General features: G+C 46.5%; 22 protein-coding genes and 2 pseudogenes. 16 read left to right on the top strand and 8 right to left on the bottom strand.

The genetic code is table 11. The annotated features are described in order from the left end of the window. Positions 1–139: 139 nt before the first annotated feature. Positions 140–288: pseudogene (locus M3661_RS05990) on the top strand (sporulation initiation factor Spo0A C-terminal domain-containing protein); the annotation flags it as partial. A 293-nt stretch (positions 289–581) separates the two neighbouring features. Here M3661_RS05990 and M3661_RS05995 read toward each other — a convergent pair. The 3 genes from M3661_RS05995 to M3661_RS06000 form a co-directional block, all read right to left on the bottom strand. After that, positions 582–1508: an IS3 family transposase gene (locus M3661_RS05995; protein WP_397376496.1), complete on the bottom strand. Its 927-nt coding sequence runs from the start codon at positions 1506–1508 to the stop codon at positions 582–584. Beyond that, entirely contained in the window at positions 1499–1810 is a 312-nt protein-coding gene (locus M3661_RS30670; RefSeq protein ID WP_397376493.1) for a transposase, read from the bottom strand. Before M3661_RS30670 ends, M3661_RS05995 begins: the two co-directional genes overlap by 10 nt. 164 nt (positions 1811–1974) lie before the next feature. Continuing rightward, on the bottom strand, positions 1975–2445 hold the full coding sequence (locus M3661_RS06000) for a DinB family protein (RefSeq protein ID WP_251482944.1): 471 nt from the start codon (positions 2443–2445) through the stop codon (positions 1975–1977). 425 nt (positions 2446–2870) lie between these two features. Here M3661_RS06000 and M3661_RS06005 point away from each other — a divergent pair, with 425 nt between their 5' ends. From M3661_RS06005 to M3661_RS06025, 5 genes are all read left to right on the top strand, one after another. After that, positions 2871–3557, top strand: coding sequence for a response regulator transcription factor (locus M3661_RS06005; protein WP_251482946.1), 687 nt, complete (start codon positions 2871–2873; stop codon positions 3555–3557). Continuing rightward, complete coding sequence (locus M3661_RS06010; RefSeq protein ID WP_065293218.1) at positions 3550–4917, top strand: sensor histidine kinase; 1368 nt, start codon at positions 3550–3552, stop codon at positions 4915–4917. The genes M3661_RS06005 and M3661_RS06010 overlap by 8 nt, the downstream gene beginning before the upstream one ends. Before the next feature lie 215 nt (positions 4918–5132). Next, complete coding sequence (locus M3661_RS06015) at positions 5133–8246, top strand: efflux RND transporter permease subunit (RefSeq protein ID WP_251482948.1); 3114 nt, start codon at positions 5133–5135, stop codon at positions 8244–8246. Next, positions 8243–9505, top strand: coding sequence for an efflux RND transporter periplasmic adaptor subunit (locus M3661_RS06020; RefSeq protein ID WP_251482950.1), 1263 nt, complete (start codon positions 8243–8245; stop codon positions 9503–9505). Before M3661_RS06015 ends, M3661_RS06020 begins: the two co-directional genes overlap by 4 nt. A gap of 15 nt (positions 9506–9520) precedes the next feature. After that, positions 9521–11377: a DUF4352 domain-containing protein gene (locus tag M3661_RS06025; RefSeq protein WP_251482952.1), complete on the top strand. Its 1857-nt coding sequence runs from the start codon at positions 9521–9523 to the stop codon at positions 11375–11377. A 149-nt stretch (positions 11378–11526) separates the two neighbouring features. Here the strand turns inward: M3661_RS06025 and M3661_RS06030 are convergent, their stop codons facing one another. Continuing rightward, complete coding sequence (locus tag M3661_RS06030) at positions 11527–11826, bottom strand: hypothetical protein (protein WP_251482954.1); 300 nt, start codon at positions 11824–11826, stop codon at positions 11527–11529. 22 nt (positions 11827–11848) lie between these two features. Then, positions 11849–11971, bottom strand: coding sequence for a hypothetical protein (locus M3661_RS30195; protein ID WP_285852847.1), 123 nt, complete (start codon positions 11969–11971; stop codon positions 11849–11851). A gap of 212 nt (positions 11972–12183) precedes the next feature. On the opposite strand from M3661_RS30195, the pseudogene M3661_RS06035 reads away from it, so the two are divergent. Then, positions 12184–13338 (top strand): annotated as a pseudogene (locus M3661_RS06035) (VanZ family protein); the annotation flags it as partial. A 500-nt stretch (positions 13339–13838) separates the two neighbouring features. On the opposite strand, the gene M3661_RS06040 reads toward M3661_RS06035, so the two are convergent. Next, positions 13839–14174 carry a DUF2627 domain-containing protein gene (locus tag M3661_RS06040; RefSeq protein WP_065294340.1) on the bottom strand — a complete coding sequence of 112 codons (336 nt, stop codon included), beginning with the start codon at positions 14172–14174 and terminating at the stop codon, positions 13839–13841. A 178-nt stretch (positions 14175–14352) separates the two neighbouring features. Here M3661_RS06040 and lpdA point away from each other — a divergent pair, with 178 nt between their 5' ends. The 5 genes from lpdA to lipB all read left to right on the top strand — a co-directional run bounded on the left by lpdA (position 14353) and on the right by lipB (position 20399). After that, positions 14353–15780 carry a dihydrolipoyl dehydrogenase gene (lpdA, locus tag M3661_RS06045; protein WP_251482958.1) on the top strand — a complete coding sequence of 476 codons (1428 nt, stop codon included), beginning with the start codon at positions 14353–14355 and terminating at the stop codon, positions 15778–15780. A gap of 371 nt (positions 15781–16151) precedes the next feature. After that, the gene (locus M3661_RS06050) at positions 16152–17183 is read left to right on the top strand and encodes a thiamine pyrophosphate-dependent dehydrogenase E1 component subunit alpha (RefSeq protein WP_285852848.1); all 1032 of its coding nucleotides are present in this window, start codon (positions 16152–16154) and stop codon (positions 17181–17183) included. After that, complete coding sequence (locus M3661_RS06055) at positions 17174–18157, top strand: alpha-ketoacid dehydrogenase subunit beta (protein ID WP_142543046.1); 984 nt, start codon at positions 17174–17176, stop codon at positions 18155–18157. The genes M3661_RS06050 and M3661_RS06055 overlap by 10 nt, the downstream gene beginning before the upstream one ends. A gap of 92 nt (positions 18158–18249) precedes the next feature. Then, on the top strand, positions 18250–19641 hold the full coding sequence (locus M3661_RS06060; protein ID WP_065290812.1) for a dihydrolipoamide acetyltransferase family protein: 1392 nt from the start codon (positions 18250–18252) through the stop codon (positions 19639–19641). Between the two features lie 41 nt (positions 19642–19682). Next, a complete protein-coding gene (gene lipB, locus M3661_RS06065) occupies positions 19683–20399 on the top strand; it encodes a lipoyl(octanoyl) transferase LipB (RefSeq protein WP_065290868.1) in 717 nt (238 codons plus the stop codon). 120 nt (positions 20400–20519) lie between these two features. Here the strand turns inward: lipB and prli42 are convergent, their stop codons facing one another. Then, positions 20520–20621: a stressosome-associated protein Prli42 gene (gene prli42 / locus M3661_RS06070; protein WP_005546772.1), complete on the bottom strand. Its 102-nt coding sequence runs from the start codon at positions 20619–20621 to the stop codon at positions 20520–20522. Positions 20622–20702: 81 nt separating this feature from the next. Between prli42 and M3661_RS06075 the strand changes: the two genes are divergently transcribed. Next, positions 20703–21833 carry a M20/M25/M40 family metallo-hydrolase gene (locus M3661_RS06075; protein WP_251482960.1) on the top strand — a complete coding sequence of 377 codons (1131 nt, stop codon included), beginning with the start codon at positions 20703–20705 and terminating at the stop codon, positions 21831–21833. Between the two features lie 214 nt (positions 21834–22047). Here the strand turns inward: M3661_RS06075 and M3661_RS06080 are convergent, their stop codons facing one another. Continuing rightward, a complete protein-coding gene (locus M3661_RS06080) occupies positions 22048–22206 on the bottom strand; it encodes a hypothetical protein (RefSeq protein ID WP_174810645.1) in 159 nt (52 codons plus the stop codon). A gap of 95 nt (positions 22207–22301) precedes the next feature. Here M3661_RS06080 and M3661_RS06085 point away from each other — a divergent pair, with 95 nt between their 5' ends. From M3661_RS06085 to spoIIM, 3 genes are all read left to right on the top strand, one after another. Next, on the top strand, positions 22302–22883 hold the full coding sequence (locus M3661_RS06085) for an NUDIX domain-containing protein (RefSeq protein ID WP_065290815.1): 582 nt from the start codon (positions 22302–22304) through the stop codon (positions 22881–22883). 4 nt (positions 22884–22887) lie between these two features. After that, on the top strand, positions 22888–24132 hold the full coding sequence (locus M3661_RS06090; RefSeq protein ID WP_251482962.1) for an endonuclease Q family protein: 1245 nt from the start codon (positions 22888–22890) through the stop codon (positions 24130–24132). A gap of 85 nt (positions 24133–24217) precedes the next feature. Continuing rightward, on the top strand, positions 24218–24859 hold the full coding sequence (gene spoIIM / locus M3661_RS06095; protein ID WP_397376497.1) for a stage II sporulation protein M: 642 nt from the start codon (positions 24218–24220) through the stop codon (positions 24857–24859). Positions 24860–24876 lie beyond the last annotated feature (17 nt).

A 24876-nucleotide genomic window follows, 5' to 3' on the forward strand; every position in this document is an offset into this window, starting at 1 on the left:
ATCAAATTACATTGATGAACCAAGCCTTTTGGTTCAATTCCTTAATAAAATCAGGAATCAACTAGAGATATAAAAAAAGATTGGATGAACTTTGCTTATTTTTCAGTATATACCATATAAACATATCAGTTTTTATCATTTAGAAGTCGCATGGACGCTCGGCAACATCGACATCATCAGCCGTCTCTTTGGCTACAACACAATCATCATCAGCAAGTCGAAGACTACGAACAGTGAACTTATCGCATGGTGGCGGAAAAGCTGAGGATCGAGCATAAGGTAACGTAGCGCCTAAAGCGATGATGCCTTGGTTGATAAATGCTGTAACTGGTTTACCTCGTCTGTTATGGTTCTGAGTCAATATCTCAGAGTCCTACAGGCCAGATAATAATCGTTTTCAGACGTAATAGATCGATAATCACATGAAAAGGGCCCCGTTGGTGAAACGGGGTTTTTCTTATTTTGCATGGAACTAGATATTAGGTTCATCTCTACACAATCTCTTATATCAACGCCAACCGGATTAACCCCATAAATTTGGACACATAGACACTAATTCTTTCTTTTTCATTCATTTTCGCTTAGACTCGAACCATTTTAATTGGAATCGCTTCCACTTGATTCTGGTTGTAAAATTTCTCTGGTGCCATATCCCTAATACTGGAATGAATCCTGCGTTCATTGTAGAATCGCATGAACTCGGATACCACTTGATATGCTTCACCATAAGTTTGAAATTCGTATTTACTTAAACAATCATCCTGCAATATTCGATGAAATGACTCGATATGGGCATTCATATTCGGCGTTCTAGGCGGTATTCTCTCATGTTCCATACCAAAGTCGATACAAGCTTCCTCGAAAGTGTTTGATATGAACTGAGGGCCGTTGTCTGAACGGATTACTGGCATCGTCTGAGAGCTAAATAATTGACGCTTAAACAAAGCCGCTTGTATGGTTCGTACGACGTCATTGGCTTCACATCGAAGACCAATATGATACGATACAATTGCACGATCATAGACGTCAATAATGGATTGTATGAAGAAAAATCGCTGTTCACCTGCTATATAACCGTATTTAATATCGGTTTCAAACAATTGATTGGAGTTTGTTATCGTTCGATTTGATGCGATCTTTTTCGAAAATCGAACTCGTTTCTGACGTTGCGGCTTTAGGATACCCAGTTCCTTGCACAGTCGATATACTTTCTTCTTGTTTATGCGAAGATTGTGCTGTTCGCGCAATACCACCGTCAATTTACGGTAACCATAACTAGCCCCATCGCTAGCGATAAGCTCCATAAGCCATTCTTTAATCTGTTCATCAGATATTTTGAAACCATTTATAAGCTGCGAGAATCCTGGTGTTGGGCGTCCCTCACTCACTAATTTGCTTCGTAATTGTGCTTTCTTATGATAGTAATAACTCGAGCGTGGAATGTTAGCTAGACGTAGAACGAGCTGGGTGCTATATCCATGTTCGATGTAGAAATCGGCTACTTCAATTTTTTCAGCAAGTGAGGGTTTTTCTTTTTTATAAGATCACGGAGAATCGCGATCTCCAGCGCTTGTTCTCCGAGCAATTTTTTTAACTGATCATTTTCTTCAGCTATTGCTTTGGAGTCAAACTCCGGGATTTGTTCCATGTGAACATCACCGAACTTGCCATTGCGATATTCTTTAATCCAACGATGGAGCATATTCGTTGCTATTTCATAACGGCGAGCAACCGCTGCTGTATTTTCAGTTTCCAGTGCTTCTTTCACCAATTGTAATTTGAAGTCTGTTGAATGTTTTGTTCGTTTCATTTCATCATCCCCTGTCAACTATTAGTGTAAATCATATACACTCTTAGTGTCCAAGTTCATTAAGGGGCTTATGAGCAACGATACTGACGGGTATTATGGAATAAGGAGTTTGGAGAGCTACAACCACTTGAGGATAAGTGAATGACCTGGGGCTTGCTTAGGTGTTACATTCTAACCTCGAAATATGCTTGCTTTACCCTATTGATCTGGGCAAGGTGGTCGCGGACATGCTGGGTGCGGAGTTTTAGCAGCTCTTTGAACGTGTACTGCACTCCATCGGGATACTTCCCAACCCGTTCAAGCTGCTCGGGAGTCAGATTTTCCAGAAGCGGTAGCATGCTGGCCCGCAGCGTCTGGAACAGGAGCAGATGTTGTTCAAGGTTCAACAGTTCATATCCCAGATTATCCGACCAGGCATTCTGATCAAATGATAGCAGAAGCGGTTCTTCCTCCGCCAAGACTTTTCTCAACCGATGTGTAGATAGAATTTCGTCATCTGTTACATGGATTACTACCTGATGGATGCTCCATTTGTCCGGCGCAGGGTGGAAATGCAGTTCTTCCTCAGACAGTCCTTCGACGGCTTCTCGTAGTAGCACATAGTCTTGTTTGTACTCCTCGATTAACTTTTCCATCCGATCCTCTCCTTCATCATACATTGTGTGGTAGGGAACAATCGATAAGGGTATTCTTCTTGAAGGAACAAATACCTTCTTGGTTGTAATCCACAATCATACACCACAATCTGATTTCTTTCGTAAAACCATACATGTGTATTTCGCTGTATAAAACTCTTCCTGGTCTTTCGTCTTCTTATCCCTCTCAATGGTTCTGGATCATTCCTTAAATTGGATAGGGTTTACTCATTCAAATATTATTAAAGCTCAATCGCCTTTATGAAGACGATGAAAAACAGAATTCGAGAGTAGAAGAGCATAGATTGCAATGATGCCAGTGCTTTTTTCATGGAATGGGAATAATCCAGGATGTTATTCGGAGTTAACGTGTATTACAATAGGTTTATAGAAAAATGTTCCAAACCAAAGGAGAAACCCTGCACATGAGAACGATATTGGTCGCGGATGATGATGAAAATATAGTGGAACTGATAGGATTATATCTCCGAGCAGAAGGATTTCACGTTATTGAAGCAAGGGATGGGATGGAGGCGCTACGGTACATGGATGCGGAGCGAGTCGATCTTGTCATTTTAGATATAATGATGCCGAATATGGATGGGTGGGAGCTGTGCGAGGAGCTGCGCCGTTCGCATCCTGATTTGCCTATTCTTATGGCTACAGCCAAAGGGGAACCCGGGCAGAAGGTAAGAGGATTCCAATTGGGAACGGATGATTATATCACGAAGCCATTCGATCCAGTGGAGCTGGTGATGCGCGTCAAAGCACTGCTCCGGCGTTACCGGATTGCATTCTCGCAGATTGTGCAGCTTGGCCCGCTGCGCTTGGATCGAAGTAGTTATAAAGTAATGATGGAGGATGACGACTCTGTCATTACACTGCCACTGAAGGAATTTGAACTCTTGTTTAAGCTTGCGAGTTGCCCTGGGCAGATCTTAACGAGGGAACAGCTCATACAGGATATATGGGGGATGGACTATACAGGGGACGACCGAACCGTTGACGTACATATTAAGCGGCTCCGTGAACGATTTTCCAGCTACTCGGAGATCTTTAATATTGTGACTGCTCGCAGCCTCGGATATCGAATTGAGGTATGTCATGATTAAGACCCTGTACGTTCAAGTGGTGCTTACGTTCATATTAGCAATTATTATCGGCATTATTGCCGCCTTTTCTGTGTCGGGGTTGTTGTTTCAGAAGGAAATGGAAGAAGTGTCGTACCGTCAATTGATGAATCTTGGTGATGACTTGGCTCGTCTGCGTACTTCGATGTCAGCATCTCAATTTAAGGATTATGTGATGTCGTTGAAGGCACTTACGATGTATGAGGTTCGGATATTGAATAGTGATGGAGACACTGTTATTCACCACAATGCGAAAGAACGGGCAGGTTACCCCATTAAGGCAGAACAGCTGAAGAAGGTGCTGGAAGGGGAGCGGATTCGTGCAATTGCGGACAATGATGAACAAGAGCCGATTATCGGGATCCCTATACAGATTGGTAACGAGCGTCAGGCTTTATTTTTGCAAATGTCGATTGGCGGGTTGGATGTAATCGGCCGATTTATTACAATGGTTCTCGTCATCGTGCTTGTTGTTGGCAGCTTATGTTTCCTGATCGCTGCCCGATTTGTTGTATTGCCGGTTAAGCGAATGACTGCAGCAACGAGGAAGATGGCAAAAGGGGATTTCTCGGCAGAGCTGCGCATGAGGAGAAGAGATGAGATTGGCGAGCTGGCGAATAGCTTCAATCAAATGGCTAAAGAGCTGAACCAGCTTGAGCAGATGAGGCAGGATTTCGTCTCCAATGTATCGCATGAGATCCAGTCCCCTCTAACCTCAATCATAGGATTCACTAAAGCTCTAAAATCGAATGTCATTCCGGAACAGCAGCGGGAGAGATATCTGCACATTATTTTAACGGAAAGTGAGCGATTATCTCGGGTAAGCGATAACCTGCTCCAGCTGGCCTCTCTGGAGTCGGATCATCATCCGATGAACATGAGAGCTTACGCGCTCGATGAGCAGCTTCGGAGAATTGTAGTGGCCTGCGAGCCGCAATGGAAAGACAAGACGCTGCATATGGATTTGCAGTTGACTCCTATAACGATTGTCGCGGACGAAGATCTGCTTAGCCATGTTTGGATGAATATAATCGGCAACAGCATGAAGTTTACGCCGAACAATGGGACAATTACCATTTCGTTAACGAACCAGCCGACAGGGTGGACGCAAGTGACGATTACCGATACCGGGATAGGTATCCCTGATCAAGAGCTAAATCGGGTATTTGAGCGGTTTTATAAAGTTGATCGGTCAAGGCGTAGAGATGGAAATGGAAGTGGTTTGGGACTGGCAATTGTCAATAAAGTCATAGCACTCCATCAAGGGACAGTCACAATTGCGAGCCGTACTGGGGAAGGAACGACGGTGACGATTAGACTGCGATCGCCTAATGCGATGTAAGGAATTGCAATCATGAAATTTATATATAAGAGAACGAATGGAACCATAGCCAAAGGAGAACCGCGGTTATGGTTTTTTTGTATCCACAAATTTGCAGAACATTATTGTAAAAATGTTCCTGAGTTCATACTCCGTTCATATTTCCTTGTTAGCGTATATCTCAAGCTATCGCAAGGGGACGCGGAGACGTTAAGGAGGAGGAAGAGACACACATTATGAATTCGTTGATTCGATTTTCAATGAAGAATGTGGCTGCGGTGTTCATTATCGTAGCAATGCTGTTCGGGGGAGGTATCTATGCGTCGACGGGCTTGAAAATAGACAACATGCCAGACGTTTCCATCCCGTATGTATTGGTGACTGCACAATATGCAGCACCCCCTCAGGACGTAGTGGAACAGGTTACGAAACCGATTGAGAAGAAGCTCTCCGGCATGGAAAGAATCAAGTCGATATCTTCCACATCCAGTGACCAAACAGCGTCCATTCTTATCAGGTTTGAAGAAGGGGTGGATACTGATCGGAAGAAGGCGGATATAGAAAGCTTGATCCAAGAAATAGCGTTCCCATCGGGTGTAGAACGACCGCGTGTATCCACATTTGGGGTAGCCTCCATCCCTTCCTACTATTTAGCGGTATATGGGAAAGAGGGGGTAACGCAATCTCAATTAGAGGAGCATTTCACCAAGACGATTAAGCCGGGATTTCAAGCATTACGAGGCTTGGATCATATGGACGTGATCGGTGATCGAAGTACACATCTGAGCATAGGACTCCTTCCAGATAGGCTTCGTTCCTATGGGTTAACGCCTGCTCAGGTATCAGAAGCCGTCCGCAACGCTTTGGCATCAGGTCCGGCAGGAACAGTGGAATTGGAGGGGAATACGCTGCTTGCCCGCATGAACAACGGATTAACTAGTGTCAAGCAACTAGAGGAAATTGCTGTGCAATCCCCTCAGGGGGATACGATCCGATTGACGGAGCTCGGGAAGATCACTGAGATCTCGGAATCCAAGTTCATCGCGAGGCTGGATGATCAGCCGGCTATCGGTATTTTGCTATATAAGGCGAACGGAGCTAACGCGGTTGAATTCTCTACAGGTGCCGATCATTTGATGAGCAAGTGGGAATCAGAACTTGCAGGTGTAACCTTCAAGAAGGTCTACAATTATGCTGACGAAGTGAAGCAATCCATTGGCGGGCTTGTCCGGGAGGGATTAGTTGGTGCACTGCTTGCCTCTCTCATGATTCTGGTTTTTCTGAGAAATATGCGAATGACCTTAATCGTGCTCATATCCATTCCACTCTCCGTGCTTATTGCCCTATTGCTGATGAAATGGATGGATATCTCCCTTAATATTATGACGCTCGGCGGCATGTTTATTGCGATAGGCCGTGTGGTCGACGACAGTATTGTCGTCATTGAGAATATATATGCCAAGCTGTATCGGGCTGAGGAACGGAATGAATCCGTTATCGCGCTGGCGACGAAGGAAGTGGCCAATGCAATTACGTCATCTACGTTAACAACAGTGGGCGTATTTGCACCGATCGGCATGATCAGTGGAGCAGCAGGGCAGCTGTTCCGTCCTTTCGCAATTACATTGGCCTGTGCTTTGATGGCATCACTGCTCGTGGCCCTGACTGTTATCCCAATGCTGGCGAAGCTGCTCGTACTGAAGCAGGCTAATGTAAAGGGACATGATGCTGGAGAGCACAAGCCATCCAGAATTACGACCGGTTATCGCAAACTCTTAGAGTGGTCGCTCAATCATCGGATCAAGACATTGTTCATCTCAATTCTGTTGTTTATCGTTACAATGGTTGCGCTTGTCCCACAGCTTGCCTTTACCTTAATGCCAGAAGGGACACCGCCGCGTCAGTTCTTCTTCACCATTAAGCTGCCTTATGAGAATTCCTTGAAGGCGACAGATAATGTGATGAAGGAGATGGAAGCGGAGCTTCGCGCTGCTAAAGACGCACAGAATAAGCCGCTGTTCACGTTCATTGAGACGCTGGTCGGGTACGCAGGCGATCCGAATGCGATGCCATACATGGCCCAAATCTATACGGAAGTAAATGAAGAGGCTAATGTGGAGCAAGTAAGACGTGAATATAAAGCCAAGCTGGAAGCATATATTCCCGCTGGATCGGAGCTGGATACACGGACATTGACAGGGGACACCAGTGCAGCGCCGGATTTTGTATATGTGTTGTCTGGTGAAGATGCAGTTCAGCTAAGAGAGGCAGCGGCAATTATCAAGCAAGAAATGATCAAATTCCCTGAGTTGTCGGAGATCAAAGATTCGTTAAGCGAAGCTTCCTCTGAAGTGGTGATCGATGTCGATCCGCGGAAAGCGAAACAATTCGGACTAACACCGGCTATCGTCCAGGGCACACTGCAGACGTGGCTGTTCCAAGATAAGATTGGCGAGTATCGGTACCAAGAAGGGCTGTTGTCCACGGTAGTAGAGACGGAGAAGGGGTTGAGTGGTGATCTGAGCGCGGTTGGGCAGATTCAACTGAGAACACCGACTCAGGAAACCATTTCAGTTGCGGATATCGCTACGATTAAACGAGTGAAGTCCCCAGCTTCCATTAAGCGAGACAATCAGAAACAGGTCATCAATGTTACGGCGAAATTAAATGGACAGAACAAAGGCGGCATTAGTGCACAAGTAGCAGCCTCCTTAGATCTGATCCAACTGCCAGACGGGGTTGGACGATCCGTGTCGGGCATAAGTGCAGATATTGGAGACAGCTTTGGACAGTTATTCATAGCAATGGCTGCGGCAGTGTTTGTCGTGTACTTGATTATGGTACTTACGTTCGGCAATGCGACTGCTCCATTTGCGATTATGTTTTCCCTGCCGTTTGCAGCTATAGGCGGTGTGCTTGGTTTGATTGTTACGAATGAATCGATTAATATTACCTCCTTAATCGGTTTCATGATGTTGATCGGCATTGTAGTGACGAATGCCATTGTGTATATCGATAAGGCGCAGCAGCTGCGAGAAGCCGGACAGGATGTGAGGAGTGCGTTGATAGAAGCGGGTATATCCCGTTTGCGGCCTATCATCATGACGGCAGGAGCAACCATTATGGCGCTGCTTCCACTTGCATTTGGATTCGGCCACGGTACGCTTATATCCCGCGGATTGGCGGTTGTTGTAATTGGCGGCTTGACGGTATCCACATTATTAACGCTTGTGGTTGTTCCAATTATGTATGATATGATAGCTCGGCGTAAAAAAAACAAGAACCAGTTTCTTGATCAACAAGGGAATGGAGCAGCGCCGCTAACAGAAGGGAAGGAGACCTCATCATGAATCAATCCCATTTACGAAGCATGAAAATACTGCTTATGTTGATGCTTGCGGGAGCGGCTGTGGGAGTGGCTGGGTGCTCTGCGTCGGATCAAGTGAATGGTCCCGAGGCGACAAGCGAACAACATTCGCAATCTACAGTTGCAGAGGTTAAGACGACCGGTGTGACCAAACAGATCATGGGGGCCGCACCTGAGATCGTCGCTGATATTGCGCCGTCAGTGACGATAGACATCGTAGCTAAGGGTAGCGGAGAAATTGTGGCAGTGGAGAAGAAGCGCGGAGATCGTGTGAAGCGCGGAGAAGTGATCGCTCGGACGGATGTGTCGCGTATTCTTTCTCAAAAGCAGCGAGCAGAGCAGGCGTTGCAGAATGCCAATAAACTGCTGGAAACTTCACATGAGACGAAACGTGTGAACAATTCGGAAACGCGAATGTCCATAACGAAGATGGAAGAGCAAATCGAAGAGCAAACAAAGGCGTTGAATAAGCTGAAAAACGGCTATGATGAAGGCACTGTAGAAAAAGCTTCTGTAGAACAGTCTGAGCTGCAACTTAAAAATACAAAGTTTGATTTGCAAGTGTTGAAAATGAAGCTGGATACAGCGGAAAGACTTGCAGAGGATGTAGGTGCCGAGGATCAAATCTCGGCAGCAGAGTTTCAATTGAAAGAGGCGAAATTTGCGATTGCAGAAGCTGAAATCAAGGCTCCTACCGATGGCGTCTTGACAGAATGGACTGTGCTTGCTGGAATGAATGTGGCTCCAGGCACGAAGATCGGACGCGTTGCCAATGTCCACACCGTTCGCGTACAGGGGAAAGTGACCGAAGACATGCTTTCTCTGCTTCATGGTAAGAAGAAGTTGCCTTTCTATGTGTCTGGCAAGCCAGAAAAAAAGTATGAGGGCTCTATTACCTATTTATCCGCAGTTATGGATATGGACACACGTACGTATGCTGTGGAGCTGTTAGTGGATAATGCCAAGCTTGAATTAAAGGCGGGGATGAAGGTTCAGGTCATTCTTGCTGGGGAGAATGAACGCAAGGTTCCTGTCGTACCAGCAACTGCTGTCGTACGTGAACAAGGCTCTGCATTTGTGTTCATCTATCAAAATGGTACGGCGATTAAGCGCTCTGTCACACTTGGCACATTGGAGGATGCGATATATCCGGTAATTGAAGGATTGCAGGATGGAGAATCCATTATTATCTCAGGCCAGCACCAACTGAAGGACAAACAACAGGTGCGGCTTGCGAAGTAGAGGAGTTGACAAGATTTGAAACAGAAAACAATTCAGGTTGTGGCTTTTGCCGCTCTGTGCGGAATAATCATTGGGACTCTTCCGACAGAAGCGCTTGCTGCTGCCACAGATGGGAGCAAGTCAGCTAATACTGCTAATCAAACTACGCATCCTGCCAGCGCAGCGAAAGCGAAGCCAGTTCAGAAGCAGATACCGAAGGCTCAGGATTACTGGAAGAATAGGTTTGGATTACAGATTGACCTAACCAATGTGATTAATAGCGTAACGGACAAAGGGAAACAAGTTGCTGCCACCATGAAAATCAAAAATAATTCTAGCAAAAAGCTCCGTCTTCCTGATTATGAATTATATGTACTGATGGATAACAAAAAGGAATATGCGATGATATCTAGCGAGAACAGTGCTCGTGTTCTGTCTCAGGGCGAAGTGGTGGAGTGGAGGTTAATGAGTCATGTCGTCGAAGATGACATGGCGGCTCCTGTACGATTTATTTGGAAGGAAGTTAATCGGGAGGTATATCCGAAAAAGGAAACAGTCGTTGCGGTGATGGATGTCGTGCAGCCTGCATGGGAAAATGACTATACTCCAATTACCGATCCCGCCTTGATTAAGGAATGGGGGCAATCCTTCCAACTGCAAGCATTGTCGGATTCATCAATGCTTACGTATACGCCTGTAAGCATCATGAAGAGTTCAGGCAAGCCAGCGCAAGTGGCCGAGCGGTTCAAACAAAAGCTGGAGACGGTTCATGTGGTCACTTTCCGTGTCGTAAACAGGAACAATATACGCGAGAATGTCCCAGACATCAAATTGACGGCATGGTCGAACAACGATCTGTATCAGTCTACAAAACTGGGCAAGGCTCCTGAATCGCTCATGCCGGGTGAGGGCGCAACGCTGCGATACGCTGTAGAGACAGGTGCGAATACGGTGCTGACAGGATTGAAGCTATTAACCTCGGAATCGTTCCTGCCTCCTGGGGCGGCCGATCCGACCAAGGCTGCAACCTATCAAGTAGGGCGATTATATATTAACATTCCGAATCGAGGAACGAGTCAGGTTGTACCGACCGATTATAAGCTGCGGGATAAGCTGAATTTCAGCGATAGTACGGATTTATTTCCAGAGGGCTTGAATGTCTCGATGGAAGAAGAGACGCTGTTAGAGAACAAGGAGGCAGGATTCAGAGCACTTCTTCTCCGTTTCAAATTCGAGAATAAGAGCAGTTCCTCAATCACGATCCCATCCTATCAATTTGAACTGGAAGATAAGGATGGATCTCGATTTGGAGGGGAACGACTTGGTGCTAAGACGGATAAGAAATCACTGCTTCCAAGCGCTGCTGTAGTTGAATCTCACATGTTCGTGATCCCTGATGGCTCGAAGGAACCGGAGTTACTGCTGCATGTTGTCGACAACCGAGAAGAACAAACCTATCCTTTCATTGTGGATACGTTCCGTTTCAAGACGAGTTACGATAATACTGGAGACTTGCTGTTTGATATGTATCCATTCCAATTGAAAATTAATGATTGGGGAGGAAGCTGGTTGCGGGGCGGAGCTGACATGGTTCAATCGTCTTCGTATGCCTTAAGACTGAAACTGAATATTATTCGGGCGAAGCAGGTAATGAGTGAGCCGAACTTATCGAAAATCAAACTGGAGCTAACCGATCATAGCGGACGGATGCTTGGATCCAAGCTGTTCTCACTTGTTGAGGAGCCACTCTTGAGGGAAGGAGAACAGAACATCATTTTTGAGAACATTGATATGCTTGGCTTGAGTTATCCTGTCACGGTCAGCTTCTATGAAATGTTTGATACGCCATATGGACCGGTAAAGCGGTTCCTGGGTAGAGTGATAAGAAGTTAATTTTGACCAGAGATTAACTACTATGATAGAAGAGGGTTAGAGACTTATTTTCTCTAACCCTCTTTTCTTATTGTTACAGATCGAGTAAAGGCAACATCCATTCCTTTAACCCCCGAACTTGTCCACGTTTACGAATGCGAAATACAACCCTATTCACCAAATCGTTTTAAACTTTCCAGGAAATCACCGACAGACAGCTCGCTTATTTGATTAAGCAGGTTATCCATTTGAGTTTTCTTGCGAAGAGAACCGACGAGCAATATCTCAACGGCTTGATCGCGATCGACAAGAACAGATTGAACGTGCAGGGAATTGGTTAATAATGCAGCAATAACTGCAATTTGGTCGATGCTTAGTTTAGGGCAGTTGGCATTTTTCTTATTCTTATTTTTAGAGTTTCCGTTTCCATTTCCATTTGATTTTTTCTGATTATTTTTTGAAAAGGACACAGCCACTCACCCTCTTGTCAGATTACGGTATTATTGTCTCAGCCGGTTCTTCTGCTCCTTGCACGAGTCCGAAAGCAAACGATACAACCAATACGATGAGCACTATAAGAAGGATCACTCGTTGATTATCATCTTCAGCGGCCATGCTCATTCTCCTCATAACATGATATTTTATAATGATTATTGTAATCAGGATGAGGGGGAAAGGTTCCAACAGTTCGGCCTAATCTGGCAGTAAATCATCCAGAATACTGGCTTACAAAAATGTAATGTGGCAAATACAATGTATTTCGTTGACTTTTGATCGTCTAATCGATAAAGTTACGAATGCGACTACAGTGATAAAGAGGGTTACAGATGAACGCGTATCTATTTCCAATTAAATTTGCTTTTCTTACGTTCCCGATAGCGGCATTACTCTTGACGCTTCCTTTTTTAATCGTGCAATATCGCAAATACGGGTATGTCAATAAGGTTCGCGCTTTGGTGCTTTATTCCATGCTGCTCTATTTTATTTCTGCTTATTATTTGGTGATATTGCCGCTGCCGCAAAATGTGCACAATTGTGTGGATCGGGCAGGTGCAGTATTTGAGCAGCTGCGTCCATTCCAATTCGTTCGCGATATTATGAAGGAGTCTAATGTTGAATGGTCGCATCCAACGACCTATGTACAGCTGCTGAAGGAAAGAGCCTTTTTCCAGGCCGCATTCAATGTGGTATTGACGCTTCCGCTTGGCGTATATATGCGCTACTATTTCCAACGATCGTTCTTGCAGACGACGGTTATTGCATTTCTTGTCTCATTATTTTTTGAGATTACGCAACGAACAGGCTTGTATGGGTTCTACGATTGTCCATATCGGTTGTTTGATGTAGATGACTTGATTTTGAATACTGCGGGGGGCTGTATCGGATTTTTACTGGCACCAGTATTTACATACTTCCTGCCGCGTTCACACCAGCTGGATGATCATGTAGATCTGAGCAAGAAGCCTGTTGGATTCATTCGCAGAGGAATCGCGGTGTGGCTGGATATGACATTGCTATCGATTATCATGGGTTGCATATACATTGTATACCGTACGATTGCATATGGAGACAACTATAGCAATTTCGAGCTGAGTGAATTCAATTTCTTGTATTTGGCAGCAGGTGTTTTCGTTTATTTTATACTCATACCAACGTTTACGGATGGGAAAACCTTCGGCAAATGGGTAACACGTATCCACTTGGTTCAGGACGATACAGAGGGTTCCCTTTGCAGAATTACATTTGTCGGTTTGCTGAAGCGATACGGTATATTGTATTTCGGTGTAGGTGGCATCAATTACGTACTTGGATATGTATTGAAGTTCAACGAGGCTATGGATTCGCTGGTTATGATATTGGTAGTGATTGCGTGGCTTGGTTTCAACGGTTTACTCTTCCTGCACCTCATGCTGCATCTGTTCAAGAAAGATAAGCGTCTATTTTACGAAAAAATAAGCCGAACTCGTAATGTGATTACCATCCCAGAACGAATGAGGCGAGAGATGGCAGACGAACAATATGCTCCTTCTGCGCAGGATGAATCAGTTGGTAATGAGCCTGAAATCACTTCTATACCAAACTACGATGACATCCTGAACAAAGAGCTGGTTGTTGATGACGTGACAACCTCAGTACCATCCAGACATGAAGTGCATTCAGATGAGACAACTGAAAATCAGGTTATGCAGGCTCCGCAGTCAACAGGGTCAGCACGTTCGAATAATGCTCGCGACTTGGTTGATCAAGAGCTGGCTCGTCTGAAGGAGAAGCTGGCGAAGAAAGAAGAATAAATACAAATAAATAAGGGCCTCTAATGATCACAACATTTGTGATCATAGAGGCCCTTCTTCTTGGAATTTCGTTCATCTAAATCGAGATGCGGGCGTAAATTGGTAATAAATGCAGTATAGAACAATATCATTCGTTCTTTGACCAGAAGGGTTACTCCTAATGGTGCGCCAGCAACAGTTCTTAACGAGGCTTACTCTTTGCCTTCTACTGAGCCATCCGCACTAGGACGGAAGGATGGTGGCTTGGGGCTTTTTTTTGGACGGAAACGTGCCGCTACGTAGTTGCGCTTGCGGTCGCGATAAAATATCCATCCCCCTATGAAACCCACGCCAATAATGAACAGAAGCAGACCAGCGGTGAAGGGCAGCCATTGGAATGCGGGAGCAGACAGCTTATCATTGCCATGGTCGACCACATAATCGAACACAGCATTTTTCATAAGCAGAAATCCGCTTGTCGCGGTTACGCCTGGAATAACCAGAAGCAGAACCGCAATAAATCGAGTGATAACATGTGTTTGCTTCATTATGATCTTCACCTGCTCACGTCATGTAAGTTAGCTTCATATTACCTTGATTGCGCATACTTGTCTAATGTTTCCTCTCCTTTAGAACCAATAGAATGACAGTTGTCATGTTTGCTGCGCAAAGAAAAGGGAGTACAATAGAACCATCGGAAATGAACACGAAAGGAGAGTTGCTTGCATGACGAAACAAGTAGATGTTGCGATTCTGGGTGGAGGAACTGGAGGTTATATCGCTGCAATTGCAGCAGCCCAGGCTGGCAAGTCAGTCGCTGTCATTGAGCGTGAGAAGCTAGGGGGAACATGCTTGCATCGAGGATGCATCCCAAGCAAGGCTCTGCTTCGGAGTGCTGAAATATACCGTCAGACAGGAGAAGCCGCATCCTTTGGCATCGAGATTGAGGGACGGAAGCTGCGCTTTGATCGGGTTCAGGCCCGCAAGCAGAAGGTTGTAGACCAGCTTCATAAAGGTGTGCAATTTCTGATGAAGAAGCACAAAATTGAAGTCATTCATGGAGTGGGACGGATTATGGGCCCTTCCATCTTTTCACCGAGAAGCGGCTCAGTCGCCGTAGAATGTGATGAGGGAGAAGCGATTACAATCGTACCGAACCATGTCATCATTGCAACAGGATCACGCCCGCGCATATTGCCGGGACTTCCAGTAGATCATCCTTCTGTTGTTACGACGGATGAGGCGCTAGAATGGACAGAGCTGCCGAAGCGAGTGGCGATTCTAGGGGGCGGAGTCATTGGGGTAGAATGGGCTTCCATGCTGACAGACTTCGGTGTTGAAGTGAATGTCATTGAGTCTGCTGCTCATCTCGTTCCGCAGGAAGATAAGGACGTCTCAACCGAACTTCAGCGTCAATTGGCGAAGCGTGGTGCGCGAATACATACACAAGCAATTGTTGAACCGGAGAAGGTTCAGATAGATCCAGACACAGGAGAAGTGAAGCTCGAGATTACCTCGAACGGACAAGCGATAGACATAAATGCAGACAAGCTGCTCGTATGTATAGGAAGACAGGCCAATATTGAGAACATTGGGCTGGAAAATGCGGGCATTGAATACGGCAATGGTCGAATTATTGTTAATGAATTTATGCAAACAAATGAGTCTCATATATATGCGATTGGCGATGTTGTTGGGGGATTACAACTTGCTCATGCTGCATCTGCAGAAGGAATTCTTGCAGTGCGTCACATATGTGGCGAGGCAGAGACGGGAATCGACTCCCGTCGTATACCTCGCTGCATCTATACAGCGCCAGAAACGGCATCCATCGGTTGGACGGAGAAGGAAGCAGTTGAAGCGGGATATTCGATTAAAACGAGCAAAGTTCCGTTTCAAGCAATAGGCAAGGCAATTGTGCAGGGTGATACGACAGGATTCGTGAAAATAATTGCAAATGCGGATACCAATGATTTACTTGGGGTTCACATTGTCGGGCCTCATGCTACGGAACTGATAGGCGAGGCAGCAGTTGCACAATGGCTTGATGCAACACCATGGGAAGTAGGCGAAGTTATTCATCCGCATCCTTCTTTAAGCGAGATTATGGGCGAGGCAATGCTTGCTGTTGATGGTCATGCGTTGAATCTATAAGTGCATGTTCAAAAAGGTCGGTTTTCAGCACCGAGAAAGTTGGATGAAGCTAGGGCCTGAGGAGCGGAGTGTACGTTTTGGGTACATGAGCACCGGAAGGCCCGGCTGAATTCAAGATTCGATGCCGAGTCCACTTCATGATTTACTTCGTGATCAAAAGCGGACTTTTTGAACAACCTCTATAAGGGGATGAGAATAGTCTGACGTTTTCTTTTGGGAATGTTCAGAGTATAATAGTTTTTAGACTCTAGTCTTAGTACCTGGTATTAGATAACTGACCACTGTTCATGACTTGTGTGCAGGATAGCTATGAAGCTGCTCTGTACAAGGGTCGAAGAACGGATTTTGCGATAATAAAGGAGGATGACTCCATGACACCAGATATGACGACTCGTCAGCAGACGAGACATGAAGAGCTTGGCCTAACCCATAAGCAGGCACAGGAAATGTACCGCATGATGCTTCTTGCACGCATGTACGATGAACGTGCGCTGCTGCTGCAGCGTGCCGGTAAAATCAACTTTCACGTATCAGGCATAGGCCAAGAAGCAGCGCAAATTGGCGCGGCTTTTGCGCTCGATCATCAGAAAGATTACTTCCTGCCTTATTACCGAGATTATGGATTTGTCATGTCGGTTGGTATGACCGTACGTGAACTAATGCTCGCCTTGTTCGGCAAAGCGGGCGATCCGAACAGCGGTGGGCGCCAAATGCCAGGTCATTTCGGCTGCAAGCGGTTGCGTATCGTAACCGGCTCTAGTCCGGTAACGACACAGGTTCCACATGCGGTAGGCATAGCTCTGGCAGCGAAGATGCGCAATGAAGATTCTGTATCATTTGTGACGCTTGGAGAAGGTTCCAGCAACCAGGGAGATTTCCATGAGGGCTGCAACTTCGCAGGAGTTCATAAGCTGCCAACCATCATTATGGTAGAGAACAATCAATATGCCATCTCTGTTCCAATTGCGAAGCAAATCGCAGGTCGCGTATGTGATCGGGCTTTGGGTTATGGCTTCCCAGGGGTTCAGGTTGATGGCTGTGATGTGTTAGAAGTATACCGAGTTATGAAGGAAGCGCGTGAACGTGCTGTCCGAGGTGAGGGGCCTACGTTGGTAGAAGCAGTCATGTATCGCTTGTCTCCCCATTCAACTGCGGATAATGACATGGTATATCGTACGAAGGAAGAAGTGGAGGAGCACCGGAATAAGGATGGTCTTCCTCGATTCAAGGCCTACCTGATTGAATGCGGCATCTGGTCTGAAGATGAAGATGCTGTTCTGCGCGCTGAACTGAAAGCTGTGCTCGATGACGCAACCGCATATGGTGAACAGGCGCCGTTCCCGCAAGGGGAAGAAGCACTGAAGCATGTCTACGCGGAGGAGGGTCAGGGAACATGGCAGTAATGGAGTATATTGACGCAATTCGACTTGCAATGAAGGAAGAGATGGAACGAGACAGCAATGTATTCGTGCTCGGTGAGGATGTCGGGGTCAAAGGTGGCGTCTTCACAACAACCAAGGGGCTGTATGAACAATTTGGCGAAGCTAGATCGTTAGATACCCCGCTTGCAGAGTCGGCCATTGCCGGCGTTGCAATTGGAGCCGCAATGGTAGGAATGAAGCCAATTGCTGAGATGCAGTATTCGGACTTCATGTTCCCAGCAACGAACCAAATCATTAGTGAGGCCGCTAAGATTAGATATCGTTCAAACAATGACTGGACCTGTCCACTTGTGATACGCGCCCCAATTGGCGGTGGTGTTGCAGGGGGGTTGTACCATTCACAATGCCCGGAATCTGTATTCTTCGGGACACCAGGTCTAAAGATAGTTGCTCCTGCAACGGCATACGATGCCAAGGGTCTGCTGAAGGCGGCAGTTCGTGATCCTGATCCGGTTATCTTCTTCGAGAATAAGAAGTGCTACCGAATGATCTCGGGAGAGGTTCCAGTTGAGGACTACGTAGTACCGATTGGTGAAGCGAAAGTGGTTCGCGAAGGAACGGATATAACAGTTATTGCCTACAGTTTGCCAGTCCATTATGCATTGCAAGCTGCGGAAGAATTGGCGAAGGAAGGCATCAGCGCACATGTACTGGACTTGCGTACGATTCAACCGCTTGATCGAACAGCGATACTTGAAGCTGTCTCGAAGACCGGCAAAGTGCTGATTATTCATGAGGATAACAAGACTGGCGGCGTCGGGGCAGAGGTAGCGGCAATCATTGCAGAAGAGCTGCTCTATGATCTCGATGCGCCGATTCAACGTCTGTGCGGACCGGATGTGCCTGCAATGCCTTATAGTCCTCCGATGGAGAAATTCTTCATGCTGAATAAGGACAAAGTGAAGGAAGCGATGCGCCAATTGGCGATCTTCTAATCGAATGGCAGACGGTATGAAGGAGGGAGAGACATGGCACAGCCTATGACGGAACTTCTCTTTCAACCGTACAGAACGGGAGTGTGAAAACGATGTCTTCAAATCAGGGAACAGAAGTATTGATGCCGCAGTTGGCAGAATCCCTTGTACAGGCGACTATCGGCAAATGGCTGAAGCGTCCAGGGGAGACCTTTGATGCGTATGAACCGATTTGTGAAGTGATTACAGATAAGGTAGTAGCTGAATTGCCAGCAACAGAAGCAGGCATTATGCAGGAAATTGTGGCGCATGAAGGCGAAACCGTTGCGGTAGGCGCGGTGATCTGCCGTGTTCAGTCACAAGCTGCTGCATCTGTGCCATCGTCAGCTGCAGGTGCCTCTGAGCAGAATCAGGGCCATACAGCGGACGCCCCACTAAATCAAACGGGGCAGGCAGGGCAGGATATGCGCAATCGGTATTCACCCGCCGTGCAGCGACTTGCGCAGGAGCACGGAATTGATTTGCAGCGAGTAGCTGGTTCTGGATTGGGCGGCCGCATTACACGCAAAGATGTAATGGCTGCAATTGAAGCTGGTGGAGAAACCGTAGTAACGCCATCAAGTGCTGCTACAGTTGGCAATGCACCAGCCTCATCGTCTGGTATAGGAATAGCTGGTGGAGCAAGTGCAGCCCCGCAATCAAGTGCGGTGCAGCATGCAAGCGGGCATGTGCGCAACACCGGACTTCATCTTACAGAGACGCCGCGTATCCCTTCGATTGAAGTAGAAGGAAGAACACAAGCTGGTAATGGAGAGACCTTCATTGACGTCACACCGATTCGGCATACAATCGCAACGCGTATGCGCCAGAGCGTCTCTGAAATTCCGCATGCTTGGACGACAATTGAAGTCGACGTTACGAATCTTGTACAGCTTCGCAACAAGATTAAGGATGAATTCAAGCGCAAGGAAGGCATTAATCTGACTTATTTGGCATTCGTGCTGAAGGCGATCGTCAATGCGATCAAGGATTATCCAATTATGAACTCGGTGTGGGCTGTCGATAAGATTATCGTGAAGCGTGACATTAACTTGTCTTTGGCTGTAGGTACAGAAGATTCTGTATTAACGCCTGTCATTAAGAAGGCTGACCAGAAGAACATTGCGGGGTTGGCACGAGAGATTGATGAGCTGGCACGGAAGACAAGAGAGGGAACTTTGTCTCCGAATGATATGCAGGGTGGGACATTTACCGTGAATAATACGGGGTCGTTCGGCTCCATCCTGTCTTATCCGATCATTAATTATCCGCAGGCTGCCATTCTTACCTTTGAATCGATCGTGAAGAAGCCTGTTGTGATTAATGACATGATTGCCGTCCGCTCGATGGCGAATATGTGTCTGTCGTTGGATCACCGCATATTAGATGGCGTAATTTGCGGTAGATTTTTACAACGCGTGAAAGAAAATCTCGAAAGCTTCTCATTGGACACGAAAGTGTATTAAAATAGAATCAGCACGAATCGACGGAAGAAAGCGTGATGACAATGAATAATGAATGGAATAAAGCGGATAAGGCTCTTCGTGTAACCCATATGGGGCGTGTCGATTATGGCGCAGCATGGGATATGCAGAAGGAACTCGTTCATGCCATTGATGATGGTACGAGAGAAGATACGCTGCTGCTGCTGGAGCACCCCCCTACGTATACAATCGGTTCACAGCGCCACCCGGAGCATTTGCTGCTAAGCAAGGAAGAACTGGAGCGACAAGGAATTGCACTGTACGAGATTGATCGTGGCGGGGATATTACATATCACGGTCCAGGACAGCTGGTTGGTTATCCGTTAGTGCTATTGGATGGGCCACAGCTTGATCTTCACGGGTATTTGCGATCATTGGAAGAAGCGATTATTCAATTTCTTGCGACATTCGGTGTAATCGGAAGCCGCAAGCCAGAGTATACCGGTGTGTGGGTTGGCAATGTTAAGATAGCTGCGATAGGTGTGAAATTCAATAAATGCAGACGCCGTCGTGGCTTCGTAACCAGCCATGGCTTTGCACTCAATGTGAAGAGCGGCATCCAGCATGAAGGGTTCTCAGGCATTATTCCGTGTGGAATTAGCGAGTATGGGGTAACATCACTGGAGGATTGCACAGGTCAAACCTTCACAGTGGAGCAAGTAGGCCAATTGCTGCTGCCTCATCTTGTTCATGTTTTCGGATTCGAAGCGGCCAAGCTTGACACTTCGCTGTTGGTGTAGGAGGCTGCAATAAGTTCAAGCCATGCGATTGCTCGCATGGCTTGTCCCGTAGCTGCTCTGCTTATGTGGTTGCAAGATGAGATGCAGCTAGGTACCCCTAGCATGGATCAGCTTGAAGCACTAGCCATATATAAATGGCTCGACAATCACAAGCACGGTGGATGCGAGCATCGCGGCGAGCATGACATATATAATGATTTTAAACCATCGTTTGGATTGCATAAGAACAGAGAACTCCTTTCATCAATAAGTTCATGAGTTATTCTCTATTGTACCTTAAATAAACGTTTGGAGGAAAGAGATATGGTTCAACAGGAAAGACTTGTAAAGCACTTTATGGAATTGGTTCAAATTGATAGCGAGACGAAAAATGAACGTGCGATCTGTGATGCGTTGAAACAGCAGTTCGAGGCACTTGGCCTCCAAGTAACGGAAGATGATACAACGTCTGCAACGGGACATGGAGCAGGCAACCTGATTGTGAACTGGTCAGCAACAGAAGGTCAAGAGAACGCAAAGCGTTTCTTCTTCACCTCCCATATGGATACTGTTACACCGGGCAATGGCATTAAGCCGCAGCTTGGCGAAGATGGATATATCCGCAGTGACGGTACCACGATTCTTGGATCAGACGACAAGGCAGGCCTTGCTGCTATGTTCGAAGCGATCCGACTCATTCAAGAATCGAATACACCACACGGTTCGATCCAGTTTATCATTACAGTAGGTGAGGAATCCGGCCTTGTAGGTGCTCGTGCAATGGACAGCAGCCACTTGCAGGCTGACTTCGGTTATGCGCTGGACTCAAATGGTGAGATTGGAGCAATTGCAGTTGCGGCTCCTACGCAAGCGAAAATTACAATGGAAGTGTTCGGTAAGTCCGCGCATGCAGGCGTGAATCCGGAAGATGGCATCAGTGCAATTCAAGTTGCCAGCAAAGCGATTTCCCGTATGCCGCTTGGACGCGTTGACCACGAAACGACTGCGAACATCGGCAAATTCGAAGGTGGTGGAGCGACGAACATTGTATGCGACTATGTGAAGCTGCATGCGGAAGCGCGCAGTATCGTACAGCATAAGGTTGAAGCTCAAGTAAAGGCAATGAAGGAAGCGCTCGAGAGTGCTGCAGAGGAATGTGGAGCAAGAGCCGAGTTCCACAGTGACATCGTGTACCCTGCATTCCAATTCACAGAGAAAGATGAAGTTGTGCAGCTCGCGAAGCGTGCTATTGAGAGTATTGGCGCAACGACGCGCTTGTTCCATTCAGGCGGCGGCAGTGATGCAAATATCTTCAACGGCATGGGTGTACCTACCGTTAACTTGGCAGTAGGATACTTGGACATCCATACGACGAAGGAGCGTATTCACGTATCCGACTTGGTGAAGACGAGTGAATTGGTAGTCGCGATTATTCAACAAGCTGTACAAGCATAGCATGCAATAAACATGTAGCTTGCTCTTGGATGATTATTGCAGGAAATGAATGAAATGATTATCATACTCAGCAGTTGTGCTGCATAGGATAAGCCCTTGTTCGATACCATTCATGAACAAGGGCTTAATTGTTTTGAAACGGTTCGATTGTGCATAAGATGCAGGGGGATTAAGCATGGTAAGGACTGAACAGCGGAAGCCGCCAAGAGGTAAGCTATTTGCTGGATAATTTGCGGGTGGCGGGTTGGTTGTCCAATATCTGAGACAGTGGAGTGTTTCCGCCATGGCGCATCATGAGACGACGCAGTTCGACGATTACTTCTTGCTTCTTGCCAACTAACAGCATTTCCTGTGCTTGATATATGCGTTGCATCCATTCATCACTCCCGGATCGAATCGGACAAGCCGTAATGATATAATGGGTATGTTCAGCGGAACGGAAATATGTACATAAAGGAGCACGAATATATGAATGAACAACGAGGTTCTGAACGGGCAAGCAATCCTTTAGAAGAAGTTACAATAGAGACGAAGCCTATTTTTGATGGGAAGATCATTAAGCTTCAGGTAGATACGGTTACGCTCCCTAACGGTTCGACTGCAACAAGGGAGATTGTCCGTCATCCAGGGGCTGTTGCGGTATTAGCGATCAAAGAGGATAAAATGCTTGTTGTTGAACAGTATCGCAAGCCTCTTGGGCGCAATCAGGTTGAGATTCCAGCAGGCAAGCTTGATCCGGGTGAAGAGCCAATCGTAGCTGCAATGCGTGAGCTTGCGGAGGAGACAGGCTATCGTACAGATCATCTCATTCCATTAGGCTCATTCTATACATCGCCTGGTTTTGCGGATGAAATCATTCATTTGTATGCAGCAGATCAATTGATAGCCGGCGAAGCGCATACGGACGAAGATGAATTTTTGGAAGTAGATGCGATGACGCTAGAGGAAGCATTTGCTGCGATGCGCGCAGGGCGAATTAGCGATGCGAAGACTATCAATGCGATGTATGCATGGCAAATTTACAAACTAACAGGAAAGTGGCCGGTATAACCGAATGGAGAATGCAGCAAGAAGTGGACAGCATGATGAGTTGCATACCATGTATGGTGACTTCCATATTCATATAGGCAGTACCGCGGAAGGACAGCCTGTGAAAATCAGCGCGAGCCGCAACTTGACCTTCGAGGCAATAGCACATGAAGCTTCCGAACACAAAGGGGTTCATCTGATTGGCATCATTGATGCGCATGCGCCGGGTGTACTGCGGGATATCGCAACGCTTCTTGATAAAGGCGAGATGGAGGAACTTCAGGATGGCGGTATCCGGTATAAGAACACCACGATATTTCTAGGAACCGAGCTCGAAATTCGTGAAGAAGGATATGGCATTGCACATGTGCTGTGTTATTTGCCGAATATCCATGCAATGGAACGATTCTCGAATTGGCTATCCCCTCATGTCACCAACATGAGTTTATCGTCCCAGCGTGTGTACTTGCCAGGGCGAGCACTGCAGGAAGAAACTGCGGCATATGGCGGATTGTTCGTTCCTGCGCATGTGTTCACACCTTTTAAAAGTATATATGGGAACTGTGCTGACAGAATGGCAGATGTGCTCGATCTGGAGATTATAGATGCTGTGGAGTTGGGCTTAAGTGCTGATACGGAAATGGCGGGATGTATCTCTGAGTTGGATCGATTTACATTGCTGACGAATTCAGATGCACATTCACTAAGTAAAATTGCAAGGGAGTACAATGCACTTGCCATGGCTTCACCAACATTCAAGGAGTGGGCAATGGCCTTGCGTAGGGAAGCTGGACGCGGGGTTACAGCCAATTATGGTCTTAATCCGCGGCTTGGTAAATATCATCGCACTTCTTGTGCGAAATGTGGCCACGTTGTAGACAGTACTGCTTCCGTAGAAATCACAGATACCCACGCGAATCAGGTACAGCCAAGATGTCCAGAATGTGGTTCAACGAAGTTCAGCCGTGGTGTATCTGAGCGGATACGTTCTATCGCAGATCGTGAACAATCGGAGATTCCAGCTCATCGCCCACCATATTGCATGCAGATTCCGCTTGAATTCATCCCTGGTGTAGGGAAGCGAACGCTTGCCAAGCTGCTGGAGCATTTCGGAACGGAGATGAACGTACTGCACCATGCAACGGAGGAGGAACTCAAGCAAGTGGTTGGACAAGCTACAGCAGAACTTATTGTGCTCGCTAGGAGCGGACAGCTGTCTCTACAAAGTGGCGGCGGAGGCACATACGGCAAAGTAATCACAGGAGAATAGTTCGAATCATAAAGGGACGAGCATGAGCATAAGCTGGATGGACGAGGTATTCGTCGCTTCAACTTATTCGAAAGGGGCATCATCCATGAAGCCTATTGCTCACTCTTTTCGCTCTCAGCTCCATTTATATATTTTCGTGTCCGTTCTCTTCCTCGTCGGCGTTGTGTTTGGTTCCTTGCTCGTGAATGCACTGACATTGGAACAACAGCAGGATATCGGGAACCATGTGAGTCAGTTTGTGTCCACAATGGGACAAGAGTCTGCTGCTTCTAATCAGGTGGGGAATAGTGGAGAGACGTTTTTGAACTCGACGATGTTCTACGTCAAATGGATTGCATTAATTGCATTGCTTGGCATATCTATAATCGGATTTCCGCTTGTGCTTGCACTTGTATTTGCGAAGGGTGTGTTTATCGGATTCTCGGTGGGGACACTCATCAGTCAGTATGCATGGAAAGGCGTATTATTCGCATTAGTATCAGTCGCCCCGCATAATATTATTGCGATTCCTTTTCTGATGATTGCAAGCGTTGCGTCTATGGTATTTGCCATGCATATTCTGAAAAATCGTTTGTTCGTTCCTAGGATGCAATCCTTGCGTGAGCCTCTGCAGCGCTTCATGACACTGCAATCTGTATCCTTAGTAGGAATGGCAGGAGTTGCAGCTGTTGCAACTTGGGTGTCACCTCTTCTAATGAGATGGGTTGTTCCAATATTGACAATGTGATCAAGAATAGACAGCAC

The organism is Paenibacillus sp. MER 180, assembly GCF_023713665.1.
Taxonomy (GTDB): Bacteria; Bacillota; Bacilli; order Paenibacillales; family Paenibacillaceae; genus Paenibacillus_B; species Paenibacillus_B suaedae.